7 protein-coding genes and 1 pseudogene are annotated in these 15,465 nt (G+C 55.0%); 2 read left to right on the forward strand and 6 right to left on the reverse strand.

The window, feature by feature from the left end; genetic code table 11:
* Positions 1-23 precede the first annotated feature (23 nt).
* The 6 genes from F8N85_RS31050 to F8N85_RS31075 form a co-directional block, all read right to left on the reverse strand.
* On the reverse strand, positions 24-779 hold the full coding sequence (locus F8N85_RS31050; RefSeq protein WP_150807258.1) for a molecular chaperone: 756 nt from the start codon (positions 777-779) through the stop codon (positions 24-26).
* Between the two features lie 95 nt (positions 780-874).
* Positions 875-1,423, reverse strand: coding sequence for a fimbrial protein (locus F8N85_RS31055; protein WP_150807259.1), 549 nt, complete (start codon positions 1,421-1,423; stop codon positions 875-877).
* A 342-nt stretch (positions 1,424-1,765) separates the two neighbouring features.
* On the reverse strand, positions 1,766-6,595 hold the full coding sequence (locus F8N85_RS31060) for an RHS repeat-associated core domain-containing protein (RefSeq protein ID WP_191636298.1): 4,830 nt from the start codon (positions 6,593-6,595) through the stop codon (positions 1,766-1,768).
* A gap of 323 nt (positions 6,596-6,918) precedes the next feature.
* Entirely contained in the window at positions 6,919-9,843 is a 2,925-nt protein-coding gene (locus F8N85_RS31065; protein WP_150807261.1) for a hypothetical protein, read from the reverse strand.
* Positions 9,844-9,876: 33 nt separating this feature from the next.
* Positions 9,877-12,252, reverse strand: coding sequence for a hypothetical protein (locus F8N85_RS31070; protein WP_150807262.1), 2,376 nt, complete (start codon positions 12,250-12,252; stop codon positions 9,877-9,879).
* A gap of 32 nt (positions 12,253-12,284) precedes the next feature.
* Positions 12,285-14,096, reverse strand: coding sequence for a hypothetical protein (locus F8N85_RS31075; protein WP_150807263.1), 1,812 nt, complete (start codon positions 14,094-14,096; stop codon positions 12,285-12,287).
* Positions 14,097-14,421: 325 nt separating this feature from the next.
* On the opposite strand from F8N85_RS31075, the gene F8N85_RS31080 reads away from it, so the two are divergent.
* Positions 14,422-14,958 carry a hypothetical protein gene (locus tag F8N85_RS31080; protein ID WP_150807264.1) on the forward strand — a complete coding sequence of 179 codons (537 nt, stop codon included), beginning with the start codon at positions 14,422-14,424 and terminating at the stop codon, positions 14,956-14,958.
* Positions 14,959-15,015: 57 nt separating this feature from the next.
* Positions 15,016-15,465, forward strand: a pseudogene (locus F8N85_RS31085) (sugar-binding protein); the annotation flags it as partial.

The raw sequence follows: 15,465 nt of genomic DNA on the forward strand, positions 1-15,465 counted from the left end.
CAATGAGCGCAACAGGCACTGCATCAAGGGGCCAGCTGGATCGGCAGGGTCAAAGGGGTGCTATGGCCGCCGTAGTCGTTGATGGCCGAGAACAGCACCTGCAAGCCGGGGCCGGGCTTGACGCTGTCCAGGGGATAGGCCTGGCTGGACAATGGCTCGACCATTGCGACGTTTTGAATGGCCTGGCTCTGGCCGTCGCCTTTCACTTCGAGGCGAATGAAGGACACATGGAAAGGGGTCGGGTTATTCACCACCAGCTGCGGTTTGCCGTTGGCATCCTTGATCGACCACTGCAAATCCTTCAAACGATTGATCGGGTTATCCTTGAGCTGGATGGGGCGATAAAACAGTTTGATGCGGGTGCGCAGGGCGATATTCAGGACGTTGCCTTCGTTGGCATTGGCCTGGGGGATTTCTTGAACATTGAAATAGAACAGCGACTCTCGGTCGGTGGGCAGGGTATTGGGCAAACCGTTGATCTGGACTTGCTGTTCCTTGCCCGGGTTGAGTCGGAACAGCGGCGGCGAAGGGATGAACGGTACCGCCGTGGTGGCATCATCGGCAGCCGTGTTGACCCAGGTTTGTACGGCGAACGTTCTGTCGCTGGGGTTGCTGACGATCAACGAAGTACTGCGCTTGTCGCTGTCGAACACCACGCGGGTTCCACTGAGGGTCAAGGCCGCCTGGCTTACGGGAATAGGTGACGCCAGCATGAACACGGTCACACAGGCGCCTAGGGCTGGCCAGGAAGTGGCAGCCTGTTTAATCAAGCCGAACATAGGTCAGTACCTTTGGTCCCGGCGAAAGACAGGCGCCGGGACGGCATCAAGTCCTCCTTGACTGCAACAGCGCAGTCAGGGAGGGGGAGAAAGGATCAGTTGATGGCGACGATGAACTGGACGTCGGCCGAAGCCGCGCCCGCTGTCACGGTCAGGGCAGTCGACCGGTAATAAGCGTTGAACACCATGTCGGTGGAGCCGCTATCGTTCAGGTCGTAGTCGACGGAGGCTGAACCCGGAGCGATCGAGGCGGCGCTTTTATCCCGCAGCGCAATGACGACACCTTTGGCGCCGTCAGCGGTAGGCGTTACCGCGAAGTAATTGCCGGTAGGATCGGCGGTGCCGTTGAAGGTGACCTTCGCGGTGCTGGATGGCGTCACACCGCAGCCTGGAGCGCCGGACACGCGCAAGGCAAAGCTCTTGCCGGTGTATTCCTGACCGACGGCAGTAAAGCGGCTGGCGTCGACGCTGCCCATCTTCACCTGATTGCCGATGCTGCCGTCTTCCGGGTTGACGACTTCAATCGGACAGGTGCTGCTGGTGATCATGCCTTCGAAGTTGATGGTCCCGGTATTGGCGAACACCGAAGTGCCCGCCAGGCCGGCAGCCAGACCGAGGGAGAGGGCGAGTAGAGACTTTTTCAAACTGTAAATCCTTTTTTAGACGAGTGCCCGGCGTTAAAGGTCGAGACGATGCCGGTGTTGCACTGCAAGGTGAGAAAGGGGTGTCAGGGATGTTGCGTTGTCTCGATGGGGGGCGATTTTAGGAAGTGCAGGGGGGGGCAGATATGAGAGAACTCTCAGTTACGACGATAGGCGCGGGGTTTTCGGGAGGAGGTTGTTACGAGAGTTGTTGTTGAGGCGAAGGCGTTGAGCATTGACAGGGGGGGCTGGAAAAACCAAGTGCAATCCGCGAGGGATTACACTTGGGGTCAGGAGGTTGAATGGTGTTTTAGTTGTTATTTGGGAAATAACTTATCTTGGTGTCTAGTGCCGTGCTCCAGTCGAGAAGAGGGTTGTCTTTCCTAACATCTGTTTTGCCGATTTGCTAAGGGTGCCTGCATTTAAGTTCGACTGTTCAAGTGCCGACAGGCCAGGTGCGCCTGGCACAGATTCTACTGAAGAAATTGATGCCGTCTCTGGATTCAATCCCGCGCCAGTGGTTGAGCCATTCTGGCTCTGGCTAATACTATTGCGCGGAGTTGAAGCTGGAGTTGAAGCGTTGTTGTAGTCAGGGATAGGTGTCGATGAACTCCTCACTGAACCTGGACCTGAACCTGAAGTTGCGTTGGGAACGTTCCCGGCACCCGCACCCGCACCGGAACCGGTACTTGAGAAGCTACCTCTCCCAGCCCCGGAAGCCGAAACCCCAATACTCCCGGCCGCAACACTCCCGGCTCTGACTATCGCCCCCGTCACCCCCCCAGCGTTGGTAACCGCCGCTTTCGCAGCTCTTGCCGCTATTCTTGCCGCTATTTTCGAAGCGAGTGTGGGACCGCCTATTGAGACGACTGCGCCGCCAAGCGACATCCACATGGCGATGTCCATTGCTTCCTGATCATTCTCCAGAGTGGCATAGATACCTAATCCGAGCGCTGCGGCGCCAATCGCGATCCCGACTACCCCGACAGCAAGGCCCAAGGATAAGCCACCTGTAAAGGGGGTGAAGATGATCCCTAAGAGAAGGCCTACACCGAAACCTCCAACGAGGAGCCAGCTTTTATCCTGATTCGGTTCGTAAGGGTCCACATATCCAGGCCCCCCCGGACGACGAGCATCGCTCGGTCTATGGCCGCTGGGATCACGAAAGGCGATTGGATTACCCAGGCAATATACGTATGGATTTATCCCGCCGGCTCCGAACGGACTGAGCGAATCCGGGCTGTGGAAACGCATCAGGCTCGGATTGTAAGCCCGATAGCCACGACCCAGCAGGTACCAACCGTTGCCCTCTTCGCATATTTCACTGTTGAAGGCCAGCAAGCTGCGCAGTTCTTCATCGGCGCTGCGTTCGCCATAAGCGCTGTAGACCACTGTATGCAGCGTTGCCTGCAGGCTTTCACCGATGACGCTGGGGCTGGCGTCGGTCAATAGCAGGATGGTCTGGTGGTGGTCGTCCAGTTGCTGCTGACCCAGTGGCCGGTCTCCGTGGAAGAGGTACTGAATGTGTGTATCGTCTTGAACGGTATGGCTCAGGCTATAGCCCTGGTAGTAGCGCAAGGTTTCGCTTTGGTTGCCTTGGCGAACCCCAATCAGATGGTTATGCCCGTCATAGCGGTAGGTGCTACGGGTTTGTTGCCCGCTCGGGTCCTTGACTGCAAGCAGGTGTCCCTGGCTGTCATAGCTCAGGCGTTGGCCCTGCTCATCGTTGAGCATACGCCCATCAGCGTCGTACTCGAATGTCTGACTGGCCGAATAACCGCCCTCGGTAAAGGTATGAGTGACCTTCAACAACTGGCATGAATCGTCCGCTGCGTAAGTGAATCTCGCGTCATCGATTTCTCCGTCATCAAATGTCGTCAGGCAGCGTTTGATATTATCCAGCGCATCGAAGCTGAAGACTTGTTCGATGATTTTATTGCCGTGGGCGTCCCGGGGCAGGGTCTCGCCGGAACAGTTGTGTTGCTGTAACCGATTGCGCAGGTCATAGATAAACTCTTCCTTGAGCAGGCTGCGTCCGCCCATTTGCAGGTGCCGACTTTGCAGCTGATCGTCAGCCAGCCAGGTCTGGGTGATGGTGCGTAGTGGTTGACCGGAGAGGCACAGGGTGCGTTTGACTTCCCGCCCCAGGCTGTCGTATTCGATATCGGTAACCAGTGTATTGCCAGTGGTCAGGTTATGTGTGGTGGTGCGACTTGGTTGACCCAGAGCGTTGTACTCGAAATCGGCTCGCAGTGTGCCTTGGGTGGTGCTCATTACCCTCCCGCAATCATCATACTCGTAGCGGGTTTCCAGCCCGTCAGTATGGATGCGACTTATTTGTCTCCCCTGCGAGGATGTGACGAAACGCGCTTCGCGCAGGGTGCCGTCAGCATCGATCCAGTTTTCATCAGACAGATGGCCGTAGGGAGAGTACTTATATTCACGGCTGGCCTGGATGTTAGCCGCTTTAGTGATATTGGCGTTTTTGGTGTCATAGTCGTAGGTCGAAACGACTCCGCCTTTGAGCGTCTTGATGACGACGGGTTGTTCGGTCAGGCTCAGCTTGTATTCATAGTCAAAAGTTTGGTTGCTGGGAGTGATCCGTTGGCTGATCTGCATCTGACCGCCGGTATAATTGTAGCGCTCGATCCGCGGGGCTTTTTCTGAACCGACCTTGAGTTCGGTGAGCCGCAAAAGACCGTCGAATGTCTGCTGGCCAACGGTAATGGAGGGTTGTGCGGCATTTCCAGGCGTTACTTGCAGGGTAACCGGCAATTCGCCGACTTGATGCTGAGCAAAGGTACGACTGACGGTCGTTTTGTCGGGAAGCGTTGTGCGCAGCATCCGGCCCCAGACGTCGTATGTGTAGCCTGTTGTGCGCTCCAGGCTATCCAGCAGTTCGTCTTGTTGAATGCAGCTGCCATGTCCGTCATAGGCATAATGGACAGAACCGACCGTTGGCAGTTCCTGGTTCAGGAGTAAAGTGTCCAGGTATCGAACCACCGAGGGCTGAATACCCAGACCTTGAGCCGCCAGGAGTTGATCATTCAACACTTGAGCGTCAAATCGTTGGGCCGAACTCATTTTTCCGAAGCGGTTGTACTCGGTCACGCTCAGACCACTGACCCTGGGCGGTTGCTCGGTACTTTCTTGCCAATTGCGCTCTATCGGACCGTCCTTTCCGAAAGGTGACACATCTCGGATGATCGCGACGCCGTCCGGGCCGGTCACCTTGCGTTGCAAACCCCAACTATCGTATTCGTATCGGCTTTTCAGTTCTCGCGGTTCGTCGCCAAACCAGTCAACGCTGGTTTCCAGGGTGAGGTCGCCCAATGCATCATATTCAGCGGCATAGATCCGGCGCGGCTCGGCAAGTAACGACATGCCTGCTTCAAGATGCCCTTGATAAATCGTCCGGTTGAGCCCGTCGAACCGGGTTTGGATCTTTACCCCCTTGACATCAGTGACCACTTGCTCGGCTTGTTGTCCGTCAAGGGAGGCCAGGTGGTACTCGTAATAACGCGTGGCTTCGAACTCGGTACCCAGTGCTACAGTTTCACTCGTCAGCCGGCCCAGAGCATCGTAGCGAGAAAGTGTCTGTACGTCGTTCATGTCAGGTGTCAGCACCGGTTGGCCAAGGAGCAGCGAGTGCTGTTGGGTCATCACCTTTTGGACTTCGTTGATGCCCGCAACATGGTCGAATCCGGTCAGGGTTTCGACGGTCTGCAGCACCGTTTCACCCGCCAGCATGCTGTCGGGTTTGCAGTATTGGTAGTCGGTGGTGGTGGTCTTGCCGTTCAGGGTTTCCCGATGATTCAGCGCGCGCCCGTGCCGGAAGGCATTACCGGGCTCAACGATGTAACTGCATAGCGTCTGTTTCAGCTCGGTTTCATCGCAGCCATCGACCTGCAGCAGGGTCTCGCTGTCGAGCACCAGTAACTCCTTCAGGCCACTGGCCGTCAAGGGCACCAGCGTACTGTAGCGATAGCGGGTGCGCAGGGTCGGGGCGTCACCCTGGCCCAGCGGTGACGGGTAGACCGTGGTTTCCTTTCGGCTACGCACAAAACCTTCGGGGTCGGGCGGGCAGCCGTCTTCGCCATCCTTGGAATAGTAGCTGTAGGTGGTCTTGATCTTGTCGGCCTGGACCTCTTCGATCAGGTTGCCATGGTCATCGAATTGGGTGTTGGTCTCCTCCGCGCGATATTGAGTTGAATCGTTTTCCATCTCCCAGCTGGTCAGGATGTCTGTAGGCAGCTGGTACTGTGGGACCTGATTTTCGAACGGCTCATCCTTGGCGTAATAGGTGGTCAAGACCCGCTTGACGCAATGCGCCTGGGTGGTTTTTTCTTCGGTCAGCAAGTGAAACCGGTTGTACGTGCGGTCCACCCGCCGGACCTCCTTGCCGTCGGCCATGAGCGTCGCGGTGCTGGCGTAGGCATAGGTGTGGGTGACTTTGAAGAGGTTGTCCAGCCCATCGTCGGCCCAACTGATGTCGGCGCCGTTGCCCAGGAAATTGTGGTGGTTGTCTAGAAGATTGTAGCTGTAGAGCACCTCCATCATCGGCTGTTCGAAGCCAGGGTAGGTGCGATGGCAGGTCACCCGTGGCAGATTGGGGCGTGCCGCGCTGTCAGGATAGCGGTGGCCCTCGTCGAGGTAGTCGATGGTTTCGTGGCCTCCGACCGGGGTCTTGACGTCCCGCAGGCAGAGGATCCCGCGGATCGACTCATAGTTGAAGCGCCAGGAGGCTTGCTCTGCGGTGGGCAGCACGACCTCCCTGACCTCGCCACCGGTCAGCTTCAGCTCATAACGCGCCAGCGGTCCACCCCCTGGCCCATCGTAGGGGCGCAGCAATATTTCGACGGACGAATCGTGGGGGCGGTTGATCTGCAACAACTGGCCTTGGGCATCGCTGACGGTTTCCAGGCGTCGACCGCCCCTGAAGGAGGCGTAGGTCAGGCTGATGCTGTGGCCGGCGGGCGAGTAGAGTTTGGCCGGCAGGGCCACGCTGCTGCCGTCGGTGTCGAGGATTTCGATCAGTCCGGACTTGTGCAGCACGCGGTAGATGCCGCCGCCCTTGTTTTCGAAGTGGAAGCTGTCGAGCTTCTTTTCCTTGATATCGGGTGTTGGGCCGCTACCGGTGACCTTGAAGGTTTCCCCGGTGCTCAAGGCCAGCATGCTGTTGTGCGGGGTGAACTGCGACAGGTTGAGGTTCCAGCCGATGCCGAAACCGGAGTCCAGGGTATTGAGCGGGTTGAAGGCCAGGCTCAATGGCAGGTCAGGGCCGCAGAGGTCGTTGCTTTTGATTTCGGGAAAATTGATTGTCACGGTGTATTGCCCGGTGCGCGGATCGACACCGTATTGCAGGAAACTCATGAAACTGAAGGCTTGGGAATGCACCGCCGTAGAAGTGGTCATGTCTTGGACACCTCATCGTGTTCATTAGAATGGCGAAAGAACGCTGCACGGCGTTGGCGCCATGCACGTTGAAAACAACCCATTTATCTCAGCCCAACGATCAGTTTATTTCGACTGTCCGCAAGTGTCGGTGCCTCGAATGAAATCTGCAGGGGGTGGCGATTACCTTCTTCATCCAGCAATACACACTTGACGCCACCATCCAGTAACTTTCGATACCGCTTATGTTCCTCGCCCCCCGCCATTCCGTCATGCCAATATTTGACATCGTCTGTACGGTGCAAACTGACAATAAGTTGACCAGGAGAGGGTCGTTTATTTCCGTCAAATGAAGTCTTGAGCGTCTTGCCGCGTGCGTTCATCAGTCCCCGCTGATAGACATCGAAGGACAGCCCCTCCGGTGCAGGGCTGTCGCTGTTTTCATAGTTGGCGGGATTAAACGCATAACCGGTATAACTGAAAAACGTTTCTTCGAGCAGTTCACTTTCCCACTGGATCGTCGAGATATTTTGTTCCATGAGCAACGTCGCGAAACCGACAGGATAAGTACGTAGCCGGAGATAATTCAGACGCCAGTAGTCGGTGGACTGTCGGTAGTAACTGAACACATCTCGATTCGGATTATTCTGATCATCCGGTTCATCATGACCGAGCGGATCCTGGTACACGCGCTCACGTTCAAACTTGTAATCAAGCAGCGTCGGCGGGGTGGCTTTAACCCCCTGCACCGTGATTTCACGCTCGTCCTTTATAAGGTCCTTCGAGTTCCATGTTCGACCATTAGAGGCCTTGAACCGAGCATAAAAAGTACGCGGCCCTTCTTTGGCGAGGTGAATGTAAAGTTCTCTGTAGCGTGTGTTGTTATTTTTTGCGACTGGCGGCGCTAACGGGAGCGTTTGCCCAGCGGCGGTAGGGGAATACAGAGTGAAACGGTTTTTCTTTTTGCTCGCCGCCCATTCAATACCACTTTCATATTCAATACCGTCCTGAGCGACATGAGTGAATGGAACTTCGGCATCCGTTATTTTGTCAACAAGGGTTAATGTCGACAGTTCTACATCGCTGACAGGGATATAGTAGTTATCGTCGCCGACCTTGAACGGTTTGGTTTCTATCGTGATAACCACCGGGATTTGCTGCAAACCATTGGTATAGCATTGGTCCGGACCGCCGTTTGTGCTAATTGAAAATTTCTCGAGCTCTGACCAGCGTAGTTCTTCTTTGTGAGGCTCGGACAATTGGATGATGCTGAAACCGCGGGCCAGGGGAACACCACTTTGACTATAAGTACACTGCACCACGCTGGTCCGTGATGTGACCTGCACGGGGGGAGTGTAAAGGCCGCTCTCATCCACTTCCCCCCCGCCCTCGCCGATGACCTCCCACTCAAGAAATTCTGACGGAATGCCGGACCTCAACTGGATCGGTGTCTTCCCCGCGATAAAGGGTACAAAGGCTGGGTCGACAGGTAGAGTGTGCGGCGCGCTCAGCAACACTACCGTAGCCTCGATCGTGTCCTGGGTGGACTTGTCCCTGACCTTGATCTTCAACGCCGTAAGCGGTGCAACCTGTGTGATGGGCGGGGCGTAAACGGCATGGTTATTATCAATAACCGTCAGCACACCCTCGGAAGGATCAAGGGTTGGCCAGATCAATTCCCCCCCGCTCACTGTCGACGCCGCCAATTGCAGCGGCAGGATATCTTTCCCCACCCCGCTGACGCATACCCGTGGGGAAATGCTCATGCTCTCGAAGACCGCCATGACCAATGCCGAACTGACATGCTCTCGACCCGCTTCGGTATAGCGTGCGGTCACTACCGTCGGCACTTGATCCTTGCTCATCCTTGATCTACTGAGTGGTGTGTACTTGCCGCCCCCAGGCGTAATGCCGCCGGCCGAAAGCGGATGGTCCGGGCTGCTCACACTCCATCGGGCATTGTTGATGACGCTGCCGTCACCGCGACGGGCGATGAACTGTCGGTCCTTCGTGTCATCCAGGCTGATAAACAGCGGCTCGATCGACAGGCTCTCGGGGGTTGGTTTGACATTGCCCAGCACCAGCAGGTCATGTGGCCGGTGCGGGTCCCCGGGGCTCTCGACAAAGACGTTCTCCCCCGGAAACAGCAGGTTTTTGAGAATGTCCAGTTGGCCCTCATCGGCCAGTTCAATCCAGTCGCTGTTCAGTACCAGCGAAGCGGAGTACAGGTCTTTGCCTTGCGCCTTATCGTCCGGGATCAAATACGGGAAGCCACTGCCCTCAACAGGAAACGCCCCATCCTCATCCTTGACTTTCAGCCGAATGAAAACCACCACCGCGCCGTCACCATGATTCGTTGCCAAGGGACTCTCGGATCCTGGAGCCCGTTGCGTGCGAATATAAAACTGCGTCGGAGCCAGCGGATTGTAGCCACTGAAATCAAGCAGGCCGAGTTCGAAGGACCGCCTGTCATCCGGTTGGGCGGCCAGGTGGCCCTGGATGAATGCAGCGACTTTTTTCTGGATACCCGGCAGGCTGCCCAGGTTGCATGTCATTTCAGGGTCCGAGGCCAGATCGAGGGTGACCCGCCCCCGTTTATCGACTTCTCCCACTAACTGTCTCAGGTCAATCGTCATCTCGACTTTGAAGCCCTGGTCTTCGGTGATGCTGAAGTCGGACAACAACTTCGATGCGCCCATCGAGGGAACGCTCATGTTCGTGTACGTACCGGCGATGATATTCATGGTCAACGTCAGTCGTGAAGTGTTCAGCGATGCCGACTTAAACGACAGTTCCGGCTTGCCCAGAATGATCGAGTCCAGTGTCACCGACTCCGTTTGATCGTCTGTTACAAACAGATAACCACTGAGCGGTGGCAAGAGTTTTGAGTTATTCAAACTCGCGATATATTGCTCTTCCAGCAATCGATTTAGCTGAGCACGACCGAATGCGGTAATCGCCCCCCATCCGCGGCACACGGAGCGGCCCTTCATAGATGCCAATAATTTTTCCAGCGAATTGACAGACATAATGAATCTCCAAAAAAAATCAAGAAGTGGAACTCAATGACTATCTGGACTTAGCATCTGAATAGTTTCCGGTATCGTGAACAGCGGAATAGGCAAAATGAGATGTCCATCGGAATCGGGGAGTACATCCGGGACTGGTGAAGGCAGCATGACGGTAACCAACGCATAGGGGTGCAGGTGTTTTCCGGCAAAATCGACTTTGAGGATACCGGTTTTCGGATCGAGTTCACCGGCACCTTTCTTCAATTCCCACGTCAAGTCCAGAGCGCCCGGAGCAACGGGGACGTTGCCCTTTCCTGCAATGGCGAGTTGAAGTTGGTTGGGCGGCAAAAGGGCCGTTCTCTCTTCATCAATCATCACGGTTAAAACTGCTGGCCGATGAACAACCAGTACGAAAGAGGACTGAGTGCTTGTGCCCTTTTTAACGACGATTTCATCAAGGCTAAATGCGGTGTCGGGGATCGCCGGGCCTGGGAAGTAGGTATGATCTCCGTCTTTTTCAGTACTTTTGCGTACAGTCGCCCCCGAACCGGGGTTGGCAATAGACCATTGCAGCTGACCTCCTTCCAGGGAACCGGCCGATACCTCACGCCCGTTTGAATCACCGGCACCCACCACCTGAACCAGCGGGTTGATGGTAATGTCGCGCGCCATCACGGTAATCAGTGCCAAACTGGTATGAACACCGGCCTTGGCAGTGACCTTGACGCGGATGGAAGAGCCCTTGATCTGGGCAGCAGTCGGGGGCGTGTACTTCCCTTGTGCATCAATCACACCGACATCACCGGTAGCGCCGGCAATATTCTCCACCGTCCAGGTCAGATTATTTTGGGGGGGATCGGTTTTGAACTCAAAGACCTTGCTATGGGCGATTACCGATTCCAGCGGGCTGACGCTGAAGCGCGTCTGCGTGGGGCCAACCTCGCCGAACAAGGCCAGGTCGAGAGGGAAATGGGCGCTCTTGAGTGTCACAGCGTTATCGCCGCGGAACAACAAACTATTTAGCGTAAAAACATTGATCTCGAATGTCGAACTGACGAATTGCGCTAGGCTATTTCCGTACATCCCCTCAAACTGCGAGTGGAAATAATCACTGATATATGAAAAATCATTGACCACCTCCGGAAGATTTTGAAAGCTTCCAGGTTTCACTTCAGACTTGGTGACCGTACCATCTATTTCATACTCAAGCTTGAGAGTTCCAGTGTCTTGATCCAGAACGTAATCGCCGGAAGCAATCATCGCAAACTCGGAATCAATAGTGCCATCACGTGAGCCTACAGTGAATTCCTGACTCAGCTTGCCGTACCAAAGAAAGACTATCCTCTCGGCCTTTAAACTCAAACTTAGCCAGCCGTCCTCATCGCCAGGTGGTAAAGGTGGTAAAGCATTTTTCCCCATAGGCAGAAACAAGGATTTCAGCTCGAATGTATAGCCCGGCCTGGAGATTGTCGCATTCGGATAATGAACGGCCCCTCCCGAAAGAGTCTTTGAAAAATAGAAACCCGGTGTCGTGCCAGGTTTAAGCTCATAGGTAAAGGGAATGGGCACATTATTTATTCGCCGCGCCCCCTCCACTAACACGGTATTCAACATTACTTTATGGGCCAACAATATCGTTGCCGAGTGCCCATCCGGAATCAAATACCTTAAGTCCTTGGAACTCGCAGGGGGAACGCCATCTGTCCCACCCTCCAAAGTGATTAACATAATGACCGCGCCCGCCCCTTCATTGAGAGCCCCTCGAACCGAAGCGCCAGGAGCGGCCTGGGTACGAATCATAAAGTGCTTCGGTTTTAAAACCTGGCCCGCCTCATACTTCATTTCGCTCAGAACAAACGTCATTTGCTTATCCGGCAACCCGGCAAAGTGCTCCTGCAGGCGCCTGCCGGCAAGCTTGCTCAGAGGTTCACTGTCGGAGTGAGTCAAGCGGTAGTTTCTGGCCGTTTTCAGGTTCAGCACCACACTCCCTTCCGGGGTCACTTCGCCGTCGCTGTGGGTGAGGTCGATCTCCATCACGCACTCCGGTCCGCCCAGCGCATCCTCCAGGGCGACTTTGATCAGCTTTGGGATTGAACCGGGCTGCTGATCATAGGTCAGGCGCGAGCCGCCAACGACCTTCTTGCGCAACTCCGCTGTTGCACTCATTAAATCTGAATCGACGAACGATATTCTTGGCCGGTCAAAAATGTAATTAGCTATCCATTCCTTATAGGTAGGTGTCTGATTATCCTCGACGATCAGGGTGACAGGTTTCATATAATCATCGGTACTGAAGCGACCGATATACTCCTGCAACAGTACCCTATTAGACTTTTCCCGATCATAGACACAAATGGCGTCCCACCCTAGCGTACGAGGTTGTACTTTCAACCATTCCAATAAACTGTCGATTGTATTGTTTTCCATGCTAAAGCTCCTTGACCGACGAAAGGGATAGTTCAATCGGTTAATGTAAAACTTGCATCGTCGAAGGGTGTATAGGTTTCACCACCATCGAAACTCACTTTTGCCTTGAGCGTGAACTGTTCATTGCGTTTCAGCGATAGCAAGAAAGCACGAATCAATTTTGCATCTATCTTCTTGTTGGTGAACTCGGCTGCTGTGACCGGCACAGCGTTGCGCACCGTGACGCGCCCGCTTCCTGTGACGGGTACACCGGTGGCCTCGATCGTCAGCGGTTGGCCTTCGGCCATGAATGGCCAAGCAGGGAACCGGCCCTCGCCTATATAGAGATTCGCCCCCAACGCGTCCACACGACGCAACGACACAGTCCTGGTACCTTGAGCCTCCTTACACTGGACATCCGGGTAGACTGTCGAAGGCTGAGGCAAGATCCGCAGGTTGAAATGTCTGGAAGGCTTGGCGACCCCGCCTTGCGGGGTGACGCTATAGAACACCGGAAAACGCTTGTCTTCGCCCTCCGACATGTTCGCCGCGATCGCGGTGCCTGGAATGAAAAACCGCTTGCCCGTACCACCGATGGGGCTTGCCACGTGACGACCACCGTTGGGGTGCCCCTCCCAATGCATCTTGAGCATATCGTTCGGGCCAACCGTTGCACTTTCAGGTACGTTGACGTAGGCACCCGTTGTTTCAGCTCGCAGATAGCCGTTGCCTTCACCCTCGCCAGTGGCGCCTTCCACTAGCGGCGGCGGCAGATTCAAAGGCCTGCTCACCTCCAACTGCAATGGCTTCCCGGACTCCCCCGCACCGGCGCGGGCGTATTGATAACTTACCGTCACCTTCGCGCCGCTATTGGCCAGCAGCCATTTGGGTTCAAGGTAAAACTCGAGAACACCACTGTCGAGCGTCGAACGATCGACCCGCAACGACTTGATGACACTGGCGCTTCTGACTCCCGTCCAGTGCATCAGCACCCCATCACCGTCCTGGATACCGGCATAGAGCGGTTTGATCTGCAACGTGAGCCCGTCACGCTGCGGGTCAATCGGGCCGCCATCGTAGTCCTTGATAGTGATCTCGGGCAGCAGACTATCCGGATCGGGTGCAACGATCCGGATAGTCTGCTGCTCGGAAACGCTTTTTTGTCCCAGCCCACCGGCATATTCGATGCAGTAGCTGATCTCGGCGTATCCACCAGGAATAACAATCACCTGGCTACGAGGCACGCTGAATTCCAACGGCTGTGCAAGGTGTACGACTTTCAGCGTTATCATTTCAGTGTGCGGTTCGTCCTCGGGCACACCTGCAGAAGAGTATCCTTGCCAGGTAAACGTCACGCTGTCGCCAACACTCATGGCACGATAAGGCGCCATCACTGCGGTGGCCCCTGCGCTACCTATAGCCTTGGGATCAAGCGCAAGTCCATGGGACTCTTTTATCTGCACGACGGGCAATAGCGTCGCTGGAACCGGCCGTTTGCCCACATAGCAGAATATCCGGCGGGATTCGGGCCCACGAGTATTGGGGTCGCCTGGAAGCCCGACGGCATAGGAATAAAATGCCCAGCCTTGATTCAGGAACGTCAGTACATCATTGGGGACGTGTACCGGCATTCCGAGTGACGGGGTATATCCGCCCTCCACCGTGACATCCACTCTGGCGTTAGCAAAATCACGGACTTCGCCTTGTGCACTGCAGCCTCGCCAGTTAGGCCAAAGCCTGTCATTAAGCGCGATGGTGTCATACTTTATGTAGGTCAACAGTGGTTGACTTCCCAGTTTATCGAGATCGATCCAGTCTCCGTCTTGCAAGTCGGAGATTGTCGGGTAGGGCAGTAAATCTGCCATGGGTTTAACTCCTTGAACCGACGTAAGTTCCAGATCCGAGCAGGTCTCGGATCACGGCCATTTATTGATACGAATGAACTATTCTTACCCCGTGAACAGCCCCCTGACCACTAGCAGAACTGCTAGGTTGCCAAAACCGGAATCACTGATACTGTTATTGGCCCTGATGGACAAGTGGACATCCGACAGTAGCTGGCGCTCATCCCCCACCGTCGACCTACTAGCAGAACTGCTAGGTTCGCAAGCACTGACAAGCTGATAATGTCTGACCTGGTATTTTTGTTTTCGTCCACCCCGGGCACAACTTAATATAAGGTAGACTTCAATGAATCCTATCAAAGCAGCTGTTTGTGGATTGCTACTTTCCACCCACCTTGTATATTCAGGACTGGCGTTGACTGATACGTCAATACCCAAGGCGCGCGGCACAATTACGCTCATGGATAAAGACAAGCACCAGTGTAGTCTGGATGTCCCTGAGCCTGGCAAGTCTATAACCTACAGTTTCTACCCTGGTGCTGGCCGCTGCGAAAACGACAAGGCTCGAGATATAGAAGTGAACGAGGTGCCTTCAGCCACTGAGATACTGCTGACTGATAACGGTGACTGCACGCAAGATTCAAAGCATGAATTCTGGTTTAAACTCAGAACCACCAAAAAACAAACGACCACAGATTATATAGAACTTGAATATCTAAAATCCTATACAGCAGGGCAAATTATCAGACCAGGGCTACAGCTTATTGACAAGTGGGTAAAACAAGCCAATCCCATTATTCGAGACAAGCTCTCTTGTGTGAAGATCACAACATCAGCAGCCCCGCCTGCTTCGCAGGGATCCGTAGCGCCGGCACAACCTTGAGCCGTCATCCTGAAACCAATAGCACCCCATCATTTATCCATACTGAGGTTAATAAACATGACCGCCTCCAGTGCTGCAAATTCCCAAGCCTTCAGTTTCATGAGTTTCCTGCAAAACGGTGTCGATCCGCGCACCGGGCAATACACCGCGACGATCAATTTCCCCGAAATCAAAAGCAACGACCTCTGCGGCCCTGACCTGCCATTGAGCCTGGCCTTCAACCCGCTCAATACCCTGGACTCCGGTTTCGGTATCGGCTGGAACCTCAACCTGTCGCAGTTCACCCCGCACAACAGCATGCTGGCCTTGAGCACCGGGGAAACCTTCAAGGTCACCGGCAGCGGCCCAACACCCGATATCAAGGAAAAGAAGCTCGACAGCTTCCACTTCGAAAACAAGGGCGGCGGCATCTACCGCGTGCTGCACAAGTCCGGACTGATCGAAATCCTCGACACCGACGGCAGCAGCGTGGCCCTGCCGGCCAAACTCTACTCGCCCGCCGGCCAC

Origin of the sequence: Pseudomonas fluorescens (genome assembly GCF_902497875.1) — a bacterium.
Taxonomy (GTDB): domain Bacteria; phylum Pseudomonadota; class Gammaproteobacteria; order Pseudomonadales; family Pseudomonadaceae; genus Aquipseudomonas; species Aquipseudomonas fluorescens_BR.